Origin of the sequence: Leifsonia sp. 115AMFTsu3.1 (assembly GCF_004362795.1) — a bacterium.
Taxonomy (GTDB): Bacteria; Actinomycetota; Actinomycetes; order Actinomycetales; family Microbacteriaceae; genus Leifsonia.
On the sequence record NZ_SNYB01000002.1, the window covers coordinates 951,782 to 970,596 of the forward strand.

At 70.4% G+C, this 18,815-nt stretch carries 19 protein-coding genes; 9 read left to right on the forward strand and 10 right to left on the reverse strand.

The genetic code is table 11. The features are described from left to right. Positions 1 to 33: 33 nt before the first annotated feature. Genes nagA (AXZ95_RS15570) through purU form a run of 3 tightly spaced genes read right to left on the reverse strand, consistent with a single transcriptional unit; the run spans position 34 to position 2,478 of the window. A complete protein-coding gene (gene nagA, locus AXZ95_RS15570) occupies positions 34 to 1,212 on the reverse strand; it encodes an N-acetylglucosamine-6-phosphate deacetylase (protein WP_018191868.1) in 1,179 nt (392 codons plus the stop codon). Continuing rightward, positions 1,209 to 1,571, reverse strand: coding sequence for a YrdB family protein (locus tag AXZ95_RS15575; protein ID WP_231374461.1), 363 nt, complete (start codon positions 1,569 to 1,571; stop codon positions 1,209 to 1,211). The genes nagA (AXZ95_RS15570) and AXZ95_RS15575 overlap by 4 nt, the downstream gene beginning before the upstream one ends. Positions 1,572 to 1,614: 43 nt before the next feature. Beyond that, positions 1,615 to 2,478: a formyltetrahydrofolate deformylase gene (purU, locus tag AXZ95_RS15580; RefSeq protein WP_018191866.1), complete on the reverse strand. Its 864-nt coding sequence runs from the start codon at positions 2,476 to 2,478 to the stop codon at positions 1,615 to 1,617. Between the two features lie 71 nt (positions 2,479 to 2,549). Here purU and AXZ95_RS15585 point away from each other — a divergent pair, with 71 nt between their 5' ends. From AXZ95_RS15585 to AXZ95_RS15605, 5 genes are all read left to right on the forward strand, one after another. Beyond that, complete coding sequence (locus tag AXZ95_RS15585; protein ID WP_018191865.1) at positions 2,550 to 2,765, forward strand: hypothetical protein; 216 nt, start codon at positions 2,550 to 2,552, stop codon at positions 2,763 to 2,765. Next, complete coding sequence (locus tag AXZ95_RS15590; RefSeq protein ID WP_018191864.1) at positions 2,762 to 3,178, forward strand: PIN domain-containing protein; 417 nt, start codon at positions 2,762 to 2,764, stop codon at positions 3,176 to 3,178. Before AXZ95_RS15585 ends, AXZ95_RS15590 begins: the two co-directional genes overlap by 4 nt. A 47-nt stretch (positions 3,179 to 3,225) precedes the next feature. Further along, positions 3,226 to 4,692, forward strand: coding sequence for a cytosine permease (locus AXZ95_RS15595; protein WP_018191863.1), 1,467 nt, complete (start codon positions 3,226 to 3,228; stop codon positions 4,690 to 4,692). Then, a complete protein-coding gene (locus AXZ95_RS15600) occupies positions 4,689 to 5,234 on the forward strand; it encodes an isochorismatase family cysteine hydrolase (RefSeq protein ID WP_018191862.1) in 546 nt (181 codons plus the stop codon). The genes AXZ95_RS15595 and AXZ95_RS15600 overlap by 4 nt, the downstream gene beginning before the upstream one ends. 165 nt (positions 5,235 to 5,399) lie before the next feature. Continuing rightward, positions 5,400 to 6,623 (forward strand): MFS transporter, encoded by a 1,224-nt coding sequence (locus AXZ95_RS15605; RefSeq protein WP_018191861.1) that lies wholly within the window; start codon positions 5,400 to 5,402, stop codon positions 6,621 to 6,623. Positions 6,624 to 6,701: 78 nt separating this feature from the next. Here the strand turns inward: AXZ95_RS15605 and nagA (AXZ95_RS15610) are convergent, their stop codons facing one another. The 6 genes from nagA (AXZ95_RS15610) to AXZ95_RS15635 form a co-directional block, all read right to left on the reverse strand. Further along, positions 6,702 to 7,877 (reverse strand): N-acetylglucosamine-6-phosphate deacetylase, encoded by a 1,176-nt coding sequence (gene nagA, locus AXZ95_RS15610; RefSeq protein WP_018191860.1) that lies wholly within the window; start codon positions 7,875 to 7,877, stop codon positions 6,702 to 6,704. Further along, positions 7,874 to 8,659 carry a DeoR/GlpR family DNA-binding transcription regulator gene (locus AXZ95_RS15615; protein ID WP_018191859.1) on the reverse strand — a complete coding sequence of 262 codons (786 nt, stop codon included), beginning with the start codon at positions 8,657 to 8,659 and terminating at the stop codon, positions 7,874 to 7,876. The genes nagA (AXZ95_RS15610) and AXZ95_RS15615 overlap by 4 nt, the downstream gene beginning before the upstream one ends. Next, the gene (locus AXZ95_RS15620; RefSeq protein WP_018191858.1) at positions 8,656 to 9,516 is read right to left on the reverse strand and encodes a class II fructose-bisphosphate aldolase; all 861 of its coding nucleotides are present in this window, start codon (positions 9,514 to 9,516) and stop codon (positions 8,656 to 8,658) included. The genes AXZ95_RS15615 and AXZ95_RS15620 overlap by 4 nt, the downstream gene beginning before the upstream one ends. A gap of 81 nt (positions 9,517 to 9,597) precedes the next feature. Beyond that, positions 9,598 to 10,509 (reverse strand): hexose kinase, encoded by a 912-nt coding sequence (locus AXZ95_RS15625; protein ID WP_018191857.1) that lies wholly within the window; start codon positions 10,507 to 10,509, stop codon positions 9,598 to 9,600. Next, entirely contained in the window at positions 10,506 to 11,516 is a 1,011-nt protein-coding gene (locus AXZ95_RS15630; protein WP_133638926.1) for an ROK family protein, read from the reverse strand. The genes AXZ95_RS15625 and AXZ95_RS15630 overlap by 4 nt, the downstream gene beginning before the upstream one ends. Next, a complete protein-coding gene (locus AXZ95_RS15635; RefSeq protein WP_018191855.1) occupies positions 11,513 to 12,391 on the reverse strand; it encodes an SIS domain-containing protein in 879 nt (292 codons plus the stop codon). The genes AXZ95_RS15630 and AXZ95_RS15635 overlap by 4 nt, the downstream gene beginning before the upstream one ends. A 362-nt stretch (positions 12,392 to 12,753) precedes the next feature. Between AXZ95_RS15635 and AXZ95_RS15640 the strand changes: the two genes are divergently transcribed. From AXZ95_RS15640 to AXZ95_RS15655, 4 genes are all read left to right on the forward strand, one after another. Beyond that, positions 12,754 to 13,995, forward strand: a complete 1,242-nt coding sequence (locus AXZ95_RS15640; RefSeq protein ID WP_018191854.1) for an extracellular solute-binding protein — start codon at positions 12,754 to 12,756, stop codon at positions 13,993 to 13,995. A gap of 5 nt (positions 13,996 to 14,000) precedes the next feature. After that, positions 14,001 to 14,957 (forward strand): sugar ABC transporter permease, encoded by a 957-nt coding sequence (locus AXZ95_RS15645; RefSeq protein WP_018191853.1) that lies wholly within the window; start codon positions 14,001 to 14,003, stop codon positions 14,955 to 14,957. Beyond that, positions 14,954 to 15,850, forward strand: a complete 897-nt coding sequence (locus AXZ95_RS15650; RefSeq protein WP_018191852.1) for a carbohydrate ABC transporter permease — start codon at positions 14,954 to 14,956, stop codon at positions 15,848 to 15,850. The genes AXZ95_RS15645 and AXZ95_RS15650 overlap by 4 nt, the downstream gene beginning before the upstream one ends. Before the next feature lie 153 nt (positions 15,851 to 16,003). Then, the gene (locus AXZ95_RS15655; protein WP_231374460.1) at positions 16,004 to 17,266 is read left to right on the forward strand and encodes a hypothetical protein; all 1,263 of its coding nucleotides are present in this window, start codon (positions 16,004 to 16,006) and stop codon (positions 17,264 to 17,266) included. On the opposite strand, the gene AXZ95_RS15660 is transcribed toward AXZ95_RS15655, so the two are convergent. Beyond that, entirely contained in the window at positions 17,250 to 18,773 is a 1,524-nt protein-coding gene (locus AXZ95_RS15660; RefSeq protein WP_018191850.1) for a beta-N-acetylhexosaminidase, read from the reverse strand. The two genes, AXZ95_RS15655 and AXZ95_RS15660, sit on opposite strands and share 17 nt — an antisense overlap. Positions 18,774 to 18,815 lie beyond the last annotated feature (42 nt).

The following is an 18,815-nucleotide window of genomic DNA, read 5'->3' on the forward strand; positions in this document are numbered from 1 at the left end:
GGCGCGCGCAGACGTTGGGGGGATCGGGCGCGGTCAGGCGAGCGGGGCGCCGTCGGCAACGACGGCGGTGACACGCCAGTCGTGGTCGAGGAGGACTGCGTCGACCACATAACCGGCGTGCAGCCGTCCGAGGCGGTGACCCTCGCCGAGCACGTGCGCGGGGGTCCGCGTGAGGGCCGCGACCGCGGTGACCGGGTCGAGTCCGGCCAGCGTGACGGCGTTCCGCAGCGCGACATCCTGGGTCAGCGTCGAGCCGGCGATCGTGTCGGTGCCGGAGAGCACGGCCAATCCGTTGTGGACGGTCACGTTGAGGCCGCCGAGCCGGTAGTCGCCGTCGGTGGCGCCGGCCGCGGCCATCGCGTCGGTCGCGAGCGCGACGCGCCCCGGCGCCTCGCGGAACAGCAGCGCACCAACGGTCGGGTCGACGTGCAGCCCGTCGAGGATGAGCTCGAGCGTGACCTCGGGGTTGTCGATCGCGGCCAGGACGGGGCCCGGCGCCCGGTGGTGGATGCCCGGCATCGCGTTGAACGCGTGCGTGAGCAGCCGCGCGCCCACCTCGAAGGCGCGGGCCGTCTCGGCGTACCCGGCGGTCGTGTGGCCGACGCCCACGACCGCACCGGCCTCGATCAGCACGCCGATCGCCTCCAGGGCGTTGGGCAGTTCCGGCGCGATGGTCGCGGTCCGGAGGGTTCCGCGGGCGGCGGCGATGAGCTCCTCGACGGCCTCCGGCTCGGGGTCGCGGAGGAAACGGGCGTCGTGCGCTCCGCGTCGCTCCGGCGCGAGGAACGGGCCCTCCAGGTGCGACCCGAGCACGAGCGGGTCGCTCGCCGTCAGCTCGGCGACGACGGCGAGGCTCTCGCGCAGCGAGGCCAGCGGGTTCGCGACGTGCGAGATCAGGGAGCGGGTCGTGCCGTGCGCGCGGTGCGTCGCGAGCGCGGCACGCATCTGGTCGATGCCGTCGTCGTAGGGGTGGCCTCCGCCGCCGTGGCAGTGCAGGTCGATGAAGCCCGGGGTCAGCCAGTGACCGTGCGCGTCGATGATGTGCGGCTCGGCGGTCGATGAGGCGTCGTCGTCCGTGCCGCGCAGCACCTCGCGCCAGCCCGATCCGGTGCCGGTCGCGGTGATGTGCGCTCCATCGGTGGCGAGCCAGAAATCGTCGACCAGCCCATCCGCATCCACCTTGCGGGCGCTGTGGATGACGAGGCCGCTCATGAGAACTCGCGCCGTCCGTTGATCACGCCGCTGATCGTCGCGATCACCGCGAAGACGATGGCGACGACCGGCTGGCCGAGATCCCACCAGGCGAACGCCGCGGAGCCCATCACGACGATCTCGACGATCGCCTTCACGAACGGGTCGACGTGCAGCACCGCGCGCGGCGAACGGAACAGCGCCCACAGCAGGATGGCCACGACCGGAGCGCCGATACCGACGAGGAAGTTCCACGGCAGCGGCCAGGCCAGGAACCCCCAGATGCCGAGCGAGACGATGGCGAACAGCTCCAGGACGAAGCGCAGGATGTCGTTCGGCCCCACCGTGAGCCGGGCGTGCTGGTCGGGTGCTGAGGTCACCACGGCAGTCTACCGACGCGTCGTGCAGCTGAGACAGCGCGGCTCAACGGAAGATGATGGTGCGCGCGCCGTCGAGCAGCACGCGGTCTTCGGCGAACCACTTCACGGCTTGCGTCAGCGTCCGGCTCTCCTCGTCCTGTCCGATCGCGACAAGCTCCTGCACGGTGTTGCTGTGGTCGACCCGGACGACGTTTTGCTCGATGATCGGCCCTTCGTCGAGGTCGCTGGTGACGAAGTGGGCGGTCGCTCCGATCAGCTTCACGCCGCGCGCGTGCGCCTGGCGGTACGGGTTGGCGCCCTTGAAGCCGGGGAGGAAGGAGTGGTGGATGTTGATCGCGCGCCCGGCGAGGCGCTCGCACAGCTCCGGCGAGAGGATCTGCATGTACCGGGCGAGCACCACCAGCTCGATGTCGTGCTCGTCGACCGCGTCGAGGATGCGCTGCTCGAACGCCGCCTTCGAGTCCGGGTCGGTGACGATCCTCGACTCGAAGGGGACGCCGTAGAACCCGGCGAGGTCGCTCAGGCTGTCGTGGTTGGAGAGCACGAGCGGGATCTCCACCGGTAGCTGGCCGGCGCGCTGGCGGAAGAGCAGGTCGTTGAGGCAGTGCGCGGCCTTGGACACGAGTACCAGCGTCCGGAGCGGACGGCCGACGTTATCGACCCGGTGCGTCATCCCGAACTCCTCGACGACCGGGGCGAGCGCGCGCTCGAACTCGTCGCGTCCCGCCGCCGACTCCACCTGCAGCCGCATGAAGAAGCGGCCGGTGTCGGTGCTCGCGAACTGCTGGCTCTCGGTGATGTTGCCGCGCGCGGCGACGATCGCGCCGCTGACCGCGTGCACGATCCCCGGGCGGTCGGAGCAGCTGAAGGTGAGCACCCAGTGGTTGGAGGCGGAGGAGTCGGTCACCAGATCAGGGTAGCGGTCGGGGTGATAGCGTTGGTTGATATCCAAAATATGTCTGCATTAGGAGGCATTTGATGATGAAGCAAGTATCGGTGACCGTCGGTCTCGACGTGGACATCTACGAGACCCTCGAGCTCATGGCTCGCGGCGAGAGTCGGACGGTCGGTGAAGAGCTCGAATACATCGCGGGACGGGTCGCGGTGGGGGAACCTGTCGACCCGCGTCCGAACTACAAGAAGCTGGGCTTCGTGGAGTTCATCCGCAACCGGGTCGAAGCGATGGACGAATGATCCTGCTCGACACGAACGTCCTGTCGGAGTTCGCGAAACCCGAGCCGGACCCGCGTGTGCTGTCCTGGTTCGCCTCCGTCGGCGACGACGAGCTGCGAATCTCGGTCGTCACCGTCATGGAGATGCTCACCGGAGCCAATCGCATGCAGGACGGCCGTCGGTCGGAACACAAGGCCGGGATCATCCTCGAGATCCTCGGGTACTACCACGCCCGCACGCTCCCGTTCGATCCGGTCGCCGCGGCGGAGTGCGCCACCATCAGATCGGTCCGGGAGGCGGCGGGCCGCCCGATCGCGCTCGCCGACGCCATGATCGCAGCAACGGCCCTCGCCGCCGAAGCTGACGCGGTGGCGACGCGGGACAAGGATTTCGCCGACGTCGGCGTCCCCGTCATCGATCCCTGGGCTGCCTGAGCGCGCCGCGGTTGACGCGCCGGGGCGGGGTGCACCACGATCGGTGCATGACCAGCACCGGTGAGGATGCGCCCGATACCCGTTCGGGCGCGGCGTCCGCTTTCGACGTGGAGCTGAACGGGCTCAACACCATTCACGAGAGTGAGCGGAAGGGGCGGCCGCGCGACCTGTTCTGGCCGTGGTTCGGCGCCAACGTCTCCGTGTTCGGTCTCAGCTACGGGTCGTTCCTGCTCGGGTTCGGCATCTCGTTCTGGCAGGCGACGATCGTCGGCGTGGTCGGGATCGTCGCCTCGTTCCTGCTGTGCGGCGTGATCGCGCTCGCCGGCAAGCGTGGATCCGCGCCGACGATGGTGCTCAGCCGCGCCGTGTTCGGGGTGGAGGGCAATCGCGTCCCCTCGGCGCTGTCGTGGCTGCTGACGGTCGGGTGGGAGACCGTGCTCGTCTCGCTCGCCGCGCTCGCCACCGCGACGGTGTTCCAGCAGCTCGGCTGGGAGGGCGGGGTCGTAACCAAGCTGGTGGCCCTCATTGTCGTCGTCGCGCTCGTCATCGTCGGCGGCGTGATCGGCTTCAACCTGATCATGCGCATGCAGATGGTCATCACGATCGTGACCGGCGTGCTGACCGTGGTCTACATCCTGCTGGTCCTGAACCACATCGACCTCGGCGCCGTGGCTGCACTCCCGGCGGGAGACGCGCCGCATGTGATCGGCGGGTTCGTGTTCATGCTCACCGGCTTCGGGCTCGGCTGGGTGAACGCCGCCGCCGATTACTCCCGTTACCTGCCACGCAGCGCCCGCAGCGGGGGAGTGGTGGGATGGACGACCTTCGGCTCGTCGCTGGCCCCGGTCATCCTGCTGATCTTCGGCATCCTGCTGGCGGGCTCCTCGTCGAAGCTGAGCGAGGCCATCGCCGCCGACCCGATCGGCGCGCTCGCGTCGCTGCTGCCCACCTGGTTCCTGGTGCCGTTCGTCATCGTCGCCGTGCTCGGGCTTGTCGGCGGTGCGGTGCTCGACATCTACTCTTCCGGGCTGGCGCTGCTCAGCGTCGGCGTCCGCGTCCCGCGGTACGTCGCGGCGGGCATCGACGGCGTCATCATGACCGCAGGCGCGATCTACGTCGTGTTCTTCGCCACCGACTTCCTCGGCCCGTTCCAGGGCTTCCTCATCACCTTGGGCGTGCCGATCGCCGCCTGGTGCGGCATCTTCGTCGCCGACATCCAGCTGCGTCGGCGCGACTACGCGGAGGCCGAGCTGTACGACCGGCGCGGTCGCTACGGCGCCGTCCGCTGGCTGCCGATCGCGCTGATCGTGGTCGGAACCGCGATCGGCTGGGGCCTCGTCACCAACGGCTCGGCCTCGTGGCTGGCCTGGCAGGGCTACCTGCTCGGCCCGATCGGCGGCAAGCAGGGCGACTGGGCCTTCGCGAACCTCGGCGTCCTCGTCGCACTGGTGATCGGATACCTGGGCACGCTGCTGTTCTCCCGCGGTGCGGTGCGCCGGCAGGAGGAGCGATGACCGGCCCGACCCTCGTGGTCGTCGACATGCAGCAGGTGTTCGGCGACCCGGCGAGCCCGTGGTTCACGCCGCGCTTCGCGGACGCGGAGGCCGTGATCGCGGGGATGGTGCCCGCCTTCGAGCGCGTGGTGTTCACCCGCTTCATCGCACCGGAGCAGCCGGAGGGCGCCTGGGTGCCGTATTACGAGCAGTGGCCGTTCGCGCTCGTCCCCGCCGACGACCCGATCTACGACCTGGTGCTGGCATTTCGCGACACCGGGCATCCGGTGGTCACCGAGACGACGTTCGGCAAGTGGGGTCCTGCTCTGCGGGATGCGCTCGACGGGTCGCAGGATGTGGTGCTCGCCGGCGTCTCCACCGACTGCTGCGTGTTGAGCACGGCACTGGGAGCCGCGGACGCGGGCGTGCGCATCCGGGTCGCGGCCGACGCGTGTGCCGGCCTGAGCGACGCCGACCACCAGCGCGCACTGGATGCGATGGCGCTGTACGCGCCGCTGATCGAGATCTCGGACAGCGCTGCCATTCTCGACGGCCTCCGGTAGAATCGTCCGTGGTCGGCGGTTCCCGCGCGGCCCTGGGCGCGCACATGGGCGCGTAGTCGACCCGCCATCCCCTCCCGGAAAGCCGCAGCCAGCCACTGGCACCGGCGCCGAGGCCCGCAGTAGCGGCGGAATGGCCGGGGAACGCCGTCCGTTGGACAGATCCGTATGACTGCCACTTCGACGACTCCGGCGCGCATTGCGCCGAAATTCCCGTGGACCGGGCTGATCGCCCTGGCTACGGCCACCTTCCTCTCGGTGACCAGCGAGATGATCCCGACCGGCCTGCTGCCGGACATGAGCGCCTCCCTCGGCGTGAGCGAGGCCCAGATCGGGTTGCTCGTGACGGTGTTCGCGTTCACCGTGGTGGTCACCAGCGCCCCGTTGACGGCGCTGACCCGGCGCTGGCCGCGGCACGGCCTGCTGATCGGCATCCTGGTCGTGCTCGGCATCTCGAACGCGCTCACCGCCATCGCGCCCGACTACGCCTTCGTGGTCGGCTCGCGCGTGCTCGGCGGTGTGGCGCACGGGATGTTCTGGTCGATCGTCGGCGCGTACGCCGGCCACCTGGTGCCCAAGGAGCAGATCGGCCGGGCCGTCTCCATCACGCTCGGCGGGGGGACGCTGGCGTTCGTGCTCGGTGTGCCGCTCGGCACGTTCGCCGGGCACGTCTTCGGCTGGCGGCTGTCGTTCGGGCTGCTCGCCGCCCTCATGATGGTCGGCGCCCTGGTGATCTGGAAGTTCTTGCCGGCGGTCGAGCGGGAGGCGGACGGCAAGCGACGGCGCGAGCGCGACCGCACGGTTCCCCGGCCGCGCGACCGCACCGTCCCGCTGGTCATCATGGTCTGCGTGATCGCGGCCGTCACGATGGTCGGGCACTACGCGTTCTACACGTTCGTGGTGCCGTTCCTGACCGGGCCGATGGGCGTGCCGTCGGGCGACGTCGGTGCGCTGCTGTTCCTCTACGGCATCGCCGGTGCGGGCGGCCTGATCCTCGCCGGTTCGGTGTTCGGTCCGCGGCCGCAGCTGGGGCTCATCCTCGCGCTCGTCGTGACCGGGATCGCCGTGGCGGCGCTCGCCGTGCTCGCTGGCCAGATCGTGCTCGCGCTGATCGCGTTCATCCTGTGGGGGCTCGCCTTCGGCGCGCTCCCGCCGCTGCTCCAGACGCGGATGCTGCACACGTCCTCGCCGGCGTTCCGCGACACCGCGAGCGCGCTGTACACGACGTCCTTCAACGTCGGGATCGGCGGGGGAGCGCTCGTCGGGGCGGTCATCTACGACGCGGGCGGCCTGATGGTGCTGCCGTGGGCGTACGTCGGTCTGCTGGTCGTGTCGGTCGTGCTGGTGCTCGTGGTCGGCCGGATGTCACGGACGGTCGTCGCGGCGCACTGACGGCGACGCACTGACCGCGGCTGTGGGACGCAACACGCCGTTATGGGCCGCCCATAACGGCGTGTTGCGACCCACGGATCAGGCGACGGGTGCGCCCGCCGCCCACACCTGGCGGACGCGGAAGTCGGCGTCCAGCAGCACGGCGTCGGCCGCGTAACCCGGGGCCAGACGGCCGAGGTCGTGAGCGCGCCCGACGGCTGCGGCCGGCGTCTCGGTGAGCGCGCGCACCGCCTCGGCGACCGGGATGCCGACCTCGAGCACCGCGCGCCGCAGAGCGTCGTCGAGGGTGAGCGTCGAACCGGCGATCGACCCTCCGCCGGCGAGCCGGGCGACACCGTCGCGCACCTCGACGTCCAGCGACCCGAGCACGTAGTCGCCGTCGGCGGAACCGGCGGCGGCCATCGCGTCCGTCACCAGGGCCATCCGGCCGGGGGCGGCGGCGAAGGCGATCCGGACCATCTCGGGATGGACGTGCACGCCGTCGTTGACGATCTCGAGCGTCACCCCCGGGGTGCGGGCGGCCGCGGCGACCGGTCCGGGCGCGCGGTGGTGAAGTCCCGGCATGGCGTTGAACGCGTGCGTGAGGATGCTCGCGCCCGCGTCGAAAGCGGCCAGCGCCTGGTCGTAGTCGGCGGCGGTGTGGCCGACGGCGACGGCCGCGCCGGCGGCGGAGAAGGCGCGCACCGCGTCCATCCCGCCGGGACGTTCGGGCGCGATGGTGACCTGTCGCAGGGTGCCGGCGGCGGCATCCAGCAGCAGCTCGATGTCGGCCGGGGTCGCCGAGCGCAGCAGTGCCGGGTCGTGGGCTCCCTTGTGCCCGACGTCGAGGAACGGCCCCTCCAGGTGCGACCCGAGGATGCGCGGGTCGGCCGCTGTGAGCGCGGCCACCTCCCGCACCCGCCGGGCCAGCTCCGGTACCGGCGCCGTGACGAGCGACAGCACCGAGCGGGTGGTGCCGTGCCGCCGGTGCAGCTCCAGGGCCCGGTCGATCGCGTCGGGCCCGTCGTCGAAGCTCGCGCCCCCGCCGCCGTGGACGTGGATGTCGACGAAGCCGGCCGTGAGCCACGCCCCGCCCGCATCCGTCACAGTCACGCGATCGGTGCCGGCCACATCCACTACGCCCGGCTCATCGCGCCATGTCGCGCCGCTGCCGACCGCGGCGATCATGTCGCCGTCGAACCGCACCCAGCCGTCCTCGACGACCGTGCCGCCGTCCACCAGCCGCGCCGAGTGGATGAGATGGCCGTCGCTCACGCGACGATCACCTCGATGCCCTGCTCGACGAACGCGGCACGCTGCTCGGCGGTGATGCCCTCGTCGGTGATGAGGGTCGTCAACACCTTCGGACCGCCGAGGGTCGCGAACGCCTTGCGGCCGATCTTGGACGAGTCGGCCACCACGACGGCGCGGGTCGCCCGGCGCGCCATCAGTGAGTTGACGCTCGCCTCGCCTTCGTCGTGCACGGTGGCGCCGACCACCGGGTCGATGCCGTTGACGCCGATGAACGCGATGTCCATCGTGATCTTCTCCAGCACGACATCGCTGTACGGCCCGACGAGCTCGTACGAGCGCGCGTGCACGACGCCGCCGGTCATCACGGTCTTGATCTGGGGTCGCATCACCAGCTGTGCGGCGATGTTGATGGCGTTGGTCACAACGGTGAGGCTGGGATGCGGCGAGGGTTCCATGAGGTCCGGGCGCGACCCGAGCACGGTCGCGACGGCGGTGCTGGTCGTTCCGCCGCACAGGCCGACCACGGCGCCGCGAGGCACGAGGGCGCTCGCCGCCTGCGCGATCCGCAGCTTCTCAGGCGCGTGCTGCTCGCGCTTGTACCGGATGGGCAGGTCGTAGGCGACCGACTGGCCGATCGCTCCGCCGCGGGTGCGGGTGAGCAGCTGCTGCGACGCCAGGGCGTCGAGGTCGCGGCGTGCGGTGGCCGCCGACACATCCAGCTTGGCCACGATGTCGTCGACCTCGATCTGGCCGGCCTCGGCCAGCAGGTCGAGCACGGCGTTCAGCCGTTCGGCTCTGTTCATCGCTGTGCGCTCTCCGTTCCGCCTGCCACATCGAACAGGGTCATCAGCCGTGCCGCCTCCCTGGTCACCGCGGCGCGTCCCTCCCGCACGTACTTCCTCGGGTCCACCACATCGGGATGCGCGCTGAGGTACGCCCGGATCGCGTCCGTGAAGAACCGGTTGAGGTGGGTGGAGACGTTGACCTTGGTGATCCCTGCGCGGATCGCCGCCTCGATCGTCTCATCCGCGACGCCGCTGGAGCCGTGCAGGACCAACGGAACCGGCACGGCGTGTCGCAGCCGGGCGATCAGGTCGAGGTCGAGGGAGGCGGTCCGCTCGGTCATGGCGTGCGAGCTGCCGACCGCGACGGCGAGGGCGTCGACGCCGGTCTCCTCGACGAAACGGCGGGCCTCGTCCGGGTCGGTCCGGACGCCGGGTGCGTGCGCGCCGTCCTTCCCGCCGATCTCGCCCAGCTCCGCCTCCACCAGCACGTCGTTGGCGTGGGCGTGCTCGACGACGCGCACGGTGGCGGCGACGTTGCGGTCGTAGTCGAGCGCGGCGCCGTCGTACATGACCGAGCCGAAGCCCAGTTCGACCGCCTGCCGCGCGAGCTGCTCGTCCTCGGCGTGGTCGAGGTGCACGGCGACGTGCGCCGTCGACTCCCGGGCCAGTGCGAGGGTCGCCGACGCGATGGGGTCGAGCGAGCCGTGGTACGCGACGCAGTTCTGCGAGATCTGCAGGATGACGGGGAGCCCGGTCTGCTCGGCCGCGTCGACGAGGGCCTCAGCGGTCTCCAGCTGGATGACGTTGAACGCGGCGAGGCCCGTGCGGCGGCCGACGGCCGCGTGCAGCAGGTCGGCGGTGGGGACGAGGGGCATGGCGGCGGCTCCGGGCGAGGGTGGTGGGCGTGGGTGGATGGGCGAAGGGCGGATGGGATGGGATGGGATGGATCGGCCGGCTCAGCCGGTCTCGATCCGCTCCTCGAACTCCCGGAAGCCGGGGGCGAGTTCGCCGGCGAGGGGCGCGAGCACCGCGGCGGCCGACCAGGCGGTGGCGCGCCGGACGAGCGTCGACGGGTCGGTGACGCCGACGGCGAGCAGGCTCGCCATCGCGGCGACGGCCGCATCCCCCGCACCGGTGGCGTTGCCGGTCAGCGGCGAGCCGAGCCGTGCGTGGACGGGTGCGCCGTCGCGCGGCACCGCGAGCATCCCCTCGGCGCCGAGCGACACCACCACCAGGCCTGCGCCGGCGTCGAGGAGAACGCGCGCGCCGGCCACGGGGTCGTCGTGGCCGGTCGTGTCCGTCAGCTCACGGCGGTTGGGCTTCACGACGGAGGCCCCGGCTTCGGCCGCGAGCACCAGCGGCGTACCGACGGCGTCGATCACACTCGGCAGACCGCGGGAAGCGGCCGCAGCGACGACGCGCGCGTAGACGTCGTCCGGAGCATCGGGTGGCAGGCTGCCCGAGCCGACGACGCAGGTCGCTGGCACGACGAGCCGGTCGACGGCGTCGTGCAGGGCCATCCACTCGGCCGCGCTGAGGACGCCGCCCGTCTCGTTGATGACCGTCGTCTCGCCGGTGGACTCGTCGACGACGGCGACGCTGCTGCGGGTCGGCGCCTCGACCGGCACCAGCTCCGAGGGCAGGTGCGACGCCTCGAGGTCGTCGGCGAGCCGCAGCCCGGGCGGACCGCCGGCGGTGGTGAGGATGAATGCGGCGGTCCCGGTCTGGGCGAGCACCCGCGCGACGTTGAGACCCTTGCCGCCCGCCCGCACGGCGGGGGCTGCCGCACGATGCGTCTCGCCCGGCTGCAGCCGGGGCACGCGGTAGGTGAGGTCGAGGGCCGGGTTCGGCGTGACGGTGAGGATCACGACGCCACCTCGGCGGTGGATGCGGTCGACGCCATCGACGCCGAGGGGGATCCGGCGAGCCGGTCGCGCGCCCGCAGGGCCGCCCCGATCAGCCCCGCGTTCTCACCGATGCTCGCCGGCAGCAGCACCGGACGCCGGTGGAAGGTGAGGATGGCGTCCAGTTTCTCCGCGAGCGGCTCGAACAGCGCGGGGCCGGCCTGCGCCAGTCCGCCGCCGATCACCACGGCCTCGGGCGCCAGCAGCGCGACGGTGTGCGAGAGGTCGAGTGCGAGCGCATCCACCGCCGAATCCCACACGCCCCGAGCGGTCTCGTCTCCCGCATGCGCCAGCGCGAGCACCTCCCGCGCTCCCGGGACGCCCGCCCCGGTGAGCGCGTTGTACCGGCGCGCGATGGCTGCGGCCGAGGCGACGGCCTCCAGGCAGCCGATGCCGCCGCAGGCGCACAGCGGCCCGTCGGCGACCCGGGAGTGCCCCATCTCGCCGGCCATGCCGCCACCCGTGTGCAGGCGGCCGTCGAGGAAGATCGCCCCGGCGATCCCCGTGCCGATCGCCATGACGACGACGTCGCGGTAGGGCGCGGCGGCGCCGAGGCGGTGCTCGGCCTCGCCGGCCCCGCGCACGTCGTGACTGAACGCCACCGGGATGCCGAGTGCGGCCTCCGCCCGGTCGCGGAAGGGGAAGTCGCGCCAGCCCAGGTTCTCGGCGAAGACGCCGATCCCGGCGTCGTCGTCCACATGACCGGGCACCAGCAGCCCGGCCGCGCGCGGCGCGATGCCGGGGTGCTCCTCCCGGAACCGCTCGGCGAGACCGGCGATCGCGGTCACCACGGCGTCGCCGGTCGCGTCGCCCGCATGCGGGGTCGGGATGCGCACCACCTGCACCATACGGCCGCGGTCGTCCACGAGCGCGGCCTTGGTGTCGGTCCCTCCGACGTCGAACGCCAGCACCGGTGCGCCGTCTCCCAGCGGAGCGGCGGCCGGTGGCGGGGTCAGGGGGTCTCCAGTCACGAGGGGAGGATGACCGATCGGCTGAGGTTGCGGGGGCTGTCGGGGTCGAGGCCGGCGCGGCGGGCGCGCGCGAGAGCGACCCGCTGTGCGCGCACCAGGTCGGCCATCCCGTCGATCGGGCGGTCTTCGAAGCGCGCCCCGGTGACGGCGAGGTCGCCGGAGAGCCCTGCGGGCGCCTCGCCCAGCATCCAGGTGACCCGGCCGGGAGCGGCGATCGCGATCGGACCGTGGCGGTACTCCTTGGCGGGATACGACTCCGTCCACGACTGCGACGCCTCGCGCATCTTGAGCGCGGCCTCGTGCGCGAGCCCGACCGTCCACCCGGCGCCGAGGAACGAGTACTGGTCGGCGGTGATGAGCTCGTCGTCCAGCTCCTCCTCGATGGCTGCGGCGGCCTGGTCGATCGCGGGGGAGAGGTCGTGGCCGAGGGAGGCACGAACGAGGGCGAGCGCCGTGGTCGCGAAGCGCGTCTGCACGACGGACTGCTCGTCGGCGAACGGGAGCCGGATGGCGACGTCCACGAGGCTCACGAGCGGGGTGTCCGGGTCGCCGACGATCCCCACGGTGCGCGCCCGGTTGCCCGAGGAGCGGAGCCTGTCGAGCAGCTCGAGCACCTCGGTCGTCGTTCCGGAGCGCGTGATGGCGACGACCGCATCGTAGTCGCGGTCGACGAACGCCTCGGAGGCGGCGAACGCGTCGGTGACACCGTGCCCCGCGCTCTCGCGCAGCACCGCGTACGACTGCGCCATGAACCAGGAGGTCCCGCAGCCGACGACGGCGATGCGCTCACCGGCGGCGGGGAGCAGCGACTGCTCCTCGCGCAGGCCGGCCGCGGTCGCCCAGGTCTCCGGCTGCGACCGCAGCTCGGCCTCCATGTGGGCTCCGGCGGTGGGTGCGTGCGTCACTGATCGCTCCTGTTCTGCGCTTCTCGCGGCTGAGTGCGTGGATGTCTCGTCACAATGATCACTGATGATCGAACACTATGTCTAGTGATCATGTTCAATCGTTTCTCCTCGATCCCTTCGTCGTGTCGAGCCGTCCTGTAAACGCCGTGTAACGATCTTGCGCATTGTCCTTGACGCGGAGAACCGAACGCGCCATGATTTCGATCATCCATTGAGTGCAAGTGCTTGTTTCAAGCAGAAACAAATCACTAAGCATCAACAGCTACGCATCGTCGCGCAGGTTCCATCGGCAGTGACGGTTCGCGTTTTCCCTTCAAGAAGTGAGGAAGTCAATGAAGAAGTCACTGCGGTGGGGAGCGGCGGTCGCAACAGCGGCGGTCGCCACCATGACGCTCGCCTCCTGCGGCTTCAGCGGCGGGTCCGGAGGCTCGTCCGGCGGCGCGCAGACGCTCGACCTGATGGTCGCCAGCTACTCGGACAACACCAAGACCGAGTGGCAGCAGATCATCAAGGACTTCGAGGCGAAGAACAGCGACATCAAGGTCAACCTCGACGTCGAATCCTGGACCGACATCAACAACGTCATCAAGACGCGGATCCAGGCGCAGAAGCAGCCCGACATCCTGAACATCGACGCGTTCGCCGGCTTCGCGGCCGACGACCTGCTCTACCCGGCGAAGGACATCGTCTCCTCCGCCACGCTCGACGACTTCCAGGACGCCTTCAAGAAGAACGCGAGCATCGACGGCACGCAGTACGGTCTTCCGTTCATCGCGTCCGCCCGCGCGCTGTTCTACAACAAGGACGACTTCTCCAAGGCCGGCATCTCGGCCCCGCCGAAGACCTGGGCCGAGTTCGAGGACGCCGCCGCCAAGCTGAAGGCCGCCGGGATCACCCCGTACGGCATGCCGCTCGGCAGCGAGGAGGCGCAGGCCGAGACCGCCATCTGGTTCTACGGAGCCGGCGGCGGATACGGCGACGCCAAGAAGCTGACCATCGACAGCTCGGAGAACGTCGAAGGCGCCACCGAGATGCAGAAGATCATCACGCAGGGCTACACGGAGGCGAACCCCGGTTCGACCAACCGCACCCCGCTGCTGAACGTCTTCATCCAGGGCCAGCTCGGCATGCAGGTCGGCCTGCCGCCGACAGTCGGGCAGATCAAGGACAAGAACCCGTCGCTGCAGTACGGCATCGCGCCGATCCCGACCAAGGACGGCTCGCCGTTCACCCTGGGCGTCGCGGACCACCTGATGGCGTTCAAGAACAAGACGGACAAGACGGCGTCGATCAAGAAGTTCCTCGACTACTTCTACTCGAAGGACGTCTACACGAAGTGGGTCTCGGCCGAAGGCTTCCTGCCGACGACCAAGTCCGGCGCCGACGCGATGGGCTCCGACGAGACCATCAAGCCGTTCCTCGACCTGCTGCCGAACGCGAAGTTCTACCCGTCCACCAACCCGAACTGGTCGGCCGCGCAGGGCGCGATCCAGAGCCAGATCGGTCAGCTCGGTCAGGGCGCCAAGCCCGAAGACCTGCTGAAGTCCATCCAGGCGAAGGCCGACGGCCAGTAACCCGGATGACCAGCACCGCTGAAGCGACCCGCGCGGGGGCGGCCACCGGCCGTCCCCGCCGCGGGGCGTCCCCCAAGCCCACCGGCGGGGCGTCCGACCTGTGGCACGCCGTGCCGTGGACGCTGCCCGCCCTCATCCTGATCTTCGGCGTCGTGCTGTTCCCGGCCGGCTACATGATCTACAACTCCACCCGGAAGATCTCCATCGCCGGCGTGGACCACGGATCGGTCGGCCTGAAGAACTACGTCACGGTGCTGTCGCGGCCGGAGCTCCCCGGCATCCTGCTCAACACCCTGGTCTGGGTGGTCTCGGTCGTCGTCATCACCGTCGTGATCTCGCTCGCCCTCGCCCAGTTCCTCGACAAGAACTTCCCCGGTCGGCGCTGGGTGCGGATGGCGATCATCGTCCCGTGGGCGGCCAGCGTCGTGATGACCACGACCGTGTTCGTCTACGGCCTCGACCCCTTCTACGGGATCATCAACAAGTTCCTGGTCGACATCCACGTGCTCGCCGAGCCGTTCGGCTTCACCAAGGAGCCGATCCCCGCGTTCATCTCGTCGATCGGCATCGCGGTGTTCGTCTCACTGCCGTTCACGACCTACACGATCCTCGCCGGGCTCGCCGGCATCCCGGGCGACATGCTCGAGGCGGCGAAGATGGACGGCGCGGGAGCGTTCCGCTCGTACTTCAGCGTGACCCTCCCGAACCTGCGGAACGCCATCGCACTGGCCGCGCTGATCAACATCATCAACGTGTTCAACTCGCTGCCCATCCTGAAGCTGATGACCGGGTCCATCCCCGGGTACAAGGCGGACACGACGACCACCTACGTGTTCAAGCTGCTCCAGAACGAGCAGCGCATCGACCTGTCCAGCGCCCTCAGCGTGATCAACTTCCTGATCGTGCTCGTCGTCGTCGGCATCTACCTCTGGGTCGTCAAGCCGATGAAGGAGGTCTCGTGACCGCGCCAGCCCCCGTCGCACTCGCCGGAGCGCCAACGCCGCGCCGCCGTCGCTCCCGGTCCGCCGGATCCTCCTGGCGCGTCGCCGGGAAGACCGTCGCCGGCATCGTGATCGCCCTGGTCTTCATCGCGCCGTACCTGATCATGCTGATCGGCTCGTTCAAGAGCCGGAACAACATCCTCGCCGTCCCTCCGACCTATCTGCCCGAGCAGTGGCATCCCGAGAACTACCTCACGATGTGGTCGACGCCGGAGACGCCGCTGCCGTACAACCTCATCTCCACGATCGTGATCTCCGTGTTCGCGACGGTGCTGGTGCTGGTGGTGTGCGTCCCCGCCGCCTATTACACGGCGCGGTTCCGGTTCCCGGGGCGCGGGATCTTCCTGTTCCTCGTCATCGTGACGCAGATGCTCCAGCCGACGGTGCTCGCGACGGGTCTCTTCAAAGAGATGGTGGCGCTCGGGATCAACGACACCTGGCTGGCGATGATCCTGGTCAACGCGGCGTTCAACCTCGCATTCGCGATCTGGATCATGCACAGCTTCTTCGCGGGAGTGCCGAAGGAGGTCGACGAGGCCGCCCAGCTCGACGGAGCGGGAAAGTGGACCGTGCTGTTCCGCGTCCAGCTTCCGCTCGTCTGGCCCGGCATCGTCACGGCGATCATCTACACCTTCGTCGCGTCGTGGAACGAGTTCGCGGCGAGCCTCGTCATCCTGTCGACGGATGCGAACCAGCCGCTCTCGGTCGCGCTCACCAAATTCGTCGGCCAGTACGACGCCGCGTGGCAGTACGTGTTCGCGGTGTCGGTGGTGGCCGTCATCCCCGTGGTCATCCTGTTCATGCTCATCGAGAAGCGCCTCGTCGGTGGACTCACCGCGGGCAGCGTGAAGTAGGGCTCACCCCGACCCGGCGGGAGGCGCCGCGCGTGTGGCGCGATGCGGTGGCCTCCCGCCGTATGAGGACTCTCTCAGGCCGCGTCAACCGGCTGCCGGAGGACCGTTTCCGGCGGGTACCATCCCAAAGGGCGATTCCCCGACGGGGATCGGATGGCGACGGACGGGACGATGACAGCGGGCACCACGAGCACCAGGCGACCGGAGCTGCCCGGCCGCCCGATGGCGGTACCGCGGCGGCTGCGCTTCGCCGGCCGCGAGGTGCCCTGGTGGGCGGCGGTGCTGGTGCTCTACGCCGTCTCGCGGCTGCTCACGACTACGCTCATGCTGGCGCTGTTCGTCACCGCCAACGTCGCGCACTGGGACTACGCCAGCCCGCGGATGAACCCGACCTTCTTCACGTTCTCGGGCTCGTGGGACGGCTCGTACTACAGCCAGATCGTGGAGCAGGGATACCCCACCCGCCTTCCGCTCGACAGCGACGGCTCCGTGCAGCAGAACCCGTGGGCGTTCCTGCCCCTGTTCCCGATGGTCGTGCGCGTCGTGATGCTCCTCACCGGGCTGAGCTTCTATCCCGCCGGGTTCGCCGTCGCGATCGTTTTCGGGGCCGCCGCCAGCGTGGTGCTGTTCCGGCTGGTCGCGGCGCGGGCGGGAGTCTCGAGCGCGTTCTGGGCGACCGCGTTCTTCTGCTTCGGCCCGCTCTCCTTCGTTCTGCAGATCGCGTACGCCGAGAGCATGTTCTTCTTCCTGATGTTCGCGGCGCTGCTGACCATGATCCAGCGGCGGTACTGGCTGATGCTGCCGTTCGCGGTCGCCGCGGCGTTCACCCGCCCGGGGGCGCTGGCCCTGCCGCTCGCGCTCGCGATCGTGCTCGTCGTCCGGATGGTGCGGGCCCGGCGCGGCACGGACGCGTTCCTCCCGCGGGAGCGCCTCACGATGCTGCTGACCGGCGGGCTGATGGCGCTGGCCGGTCTCGCGTGGCCGATCATCGCGGCCGCCGTGACGGGGACGGGCGACGCGTACGTCAGCACCGAGCTCTCGTGGTGGACCGGCTTCATCGGCAAGGTGGCGTTCATCCCGCTGACCCCGTGGTTCCTGCTCAGCTGGAAGTACCTCAGCATCCTGGGCGCGCTGATCGTGCTCGCGATCGTCGCCGGGTTCGCGTGGGTGGTGACGCGGCCGTCGGTCCGGGCGCTCGGGACGGAGACCGTCGCGTACGCCGCCAGTTACGGGCTGTACCTGTTCGCGGTGTTCCTGCCACAGCAGAGCACGTTCCGGCTGCTGCTGCCGCTCGCACCCCTCGCGGGAGCGCGCGGCCTCACGCGTCATCGGAAGGCGCGGAAGGCGGTGCTCATCGCGGGCATCGCCCTGCAGCCGGTGGCGATCGTGCTGCTGTGGTTCATCGGGTACCCGTGACCTCTCGCCACGGCACCTCGGGCACACGCCGGTAGCGGGTGCCCGCGGCATCCCAGTGCTCGGCGAGCTCGGCCACGCGCCCGGTGAAGTCGTCGAGGTCGCGTGCCGCCTCGATGGGCTCGGTGTCGGCGGGCGCGCGTGACCAGCCCACCTCGGCGACTGCGGCGAGTCGGGGGAGGACCATCTCCTCCACCTCCTCGATGGAGGTGACCGTCTCGGTCCACAGGGCGGCCTCGACGCCCAGGATGTGCGCATCCCCGACGCCCGGGATGACGCGAGCCGGGTCCCACACGAACGCGTCGCGCAGAGTGGTCGGCTTGCCGGTCCAGTCCTGGCCGATCGGGTCGCCCTCCGCGTAGACGATGTCGAGGTAGGCGGCGTCCGACGGCGAGAGGATGAGGGACCCGCCGCCGCGGACGAAGGTGACCGCGTACTCGGCCGAGCGCTCGCGCGGCGTGGTGAAGTCCCAGTACTGCCCGACGGTCCCGGCCGGCAGGTCGCCCGCCTTGCCCATCTCGTGCCAGCCGACGGCCGTCTTTCCGTTCTCGGCGACCACCCGGGCGGCCTCCTCCACGAACGCGACGAAGTCGGCCGGCGACGTGCTCAGGCACTCGTCGCCGCCGAGGTGCAGCAGAGGTCCCGGCGTGAGCGCGGCCACCTCGCGGACGACGTCGCGCACGAAGCGGCGGGTCACCGCATCCCCCGTCTGAAGCGTGCTGAAGCCCACGTCGGACCCGGTGTAGAGCGGACGCGCGACCCCGTCCGGATTCAGTTCGGGATACGACGCGAGCGCCGCGTTCGTGTGGCCCGGCATGTCCAGCTCCGGGACCACGGTGATGTGCCGCTCGGCTGCATAGGCGACGAGATCGCGGAACTCCTCCTGCGTGTAGAACCCGCCGCGGCTGCCGTCGCTGCCGGTCGAGCCGCCGACGCGGGTCAGCTCCGGCCACGACTCGATGTGGATGCGCCAGCCCTGGTCGTCGGTCAGGTGCAGGTGCAGGTGGTTGACCTTGAGCAGGACGATCGCGTCGATGAACCGCTTCACCTCGGCCGGCGTGAAGAAGTGGCGCGCCACATCCAGCATCGCTCCGCGGTACGCGTACCGGGGATGGTCGTGGACGCGCACGGGCTCGATCGTCAGCGGGTCGCCGTCGCAGACCGCCGGAACCAGCTGGCGCAGCGTCTGCACGCCCCAGAACGCACCGGCCGGGGTGGCGGCGCCGATGCGCACGCCCTCCGCGGCGACCTCCAGTGTGTAGCCCTCCGCGCTGTCCGAACCGTCCTCGTGCGGACCCTCGCCCGGCGCGATCACCACGGCGATGTCGCCGAACGCGGGCGGCTCGTCCACGATCGCGAGATCGCGGGCGCAGTCGGCGGCCAGGGCGTCGCGGAGGAGCCGTGCGACGGCGTCCGCTCCGGGCCCGGCGACGCTGATGCGGGCGGTCGGCGCGAGCACGAAGGGCGAACCCTCCGACGGCTCGGCGGAGACAGGGCGGGGCACGACCACGGTGAGCTCCCTTGCGGGTCGGGGCAGAGCGGATGGGACCGA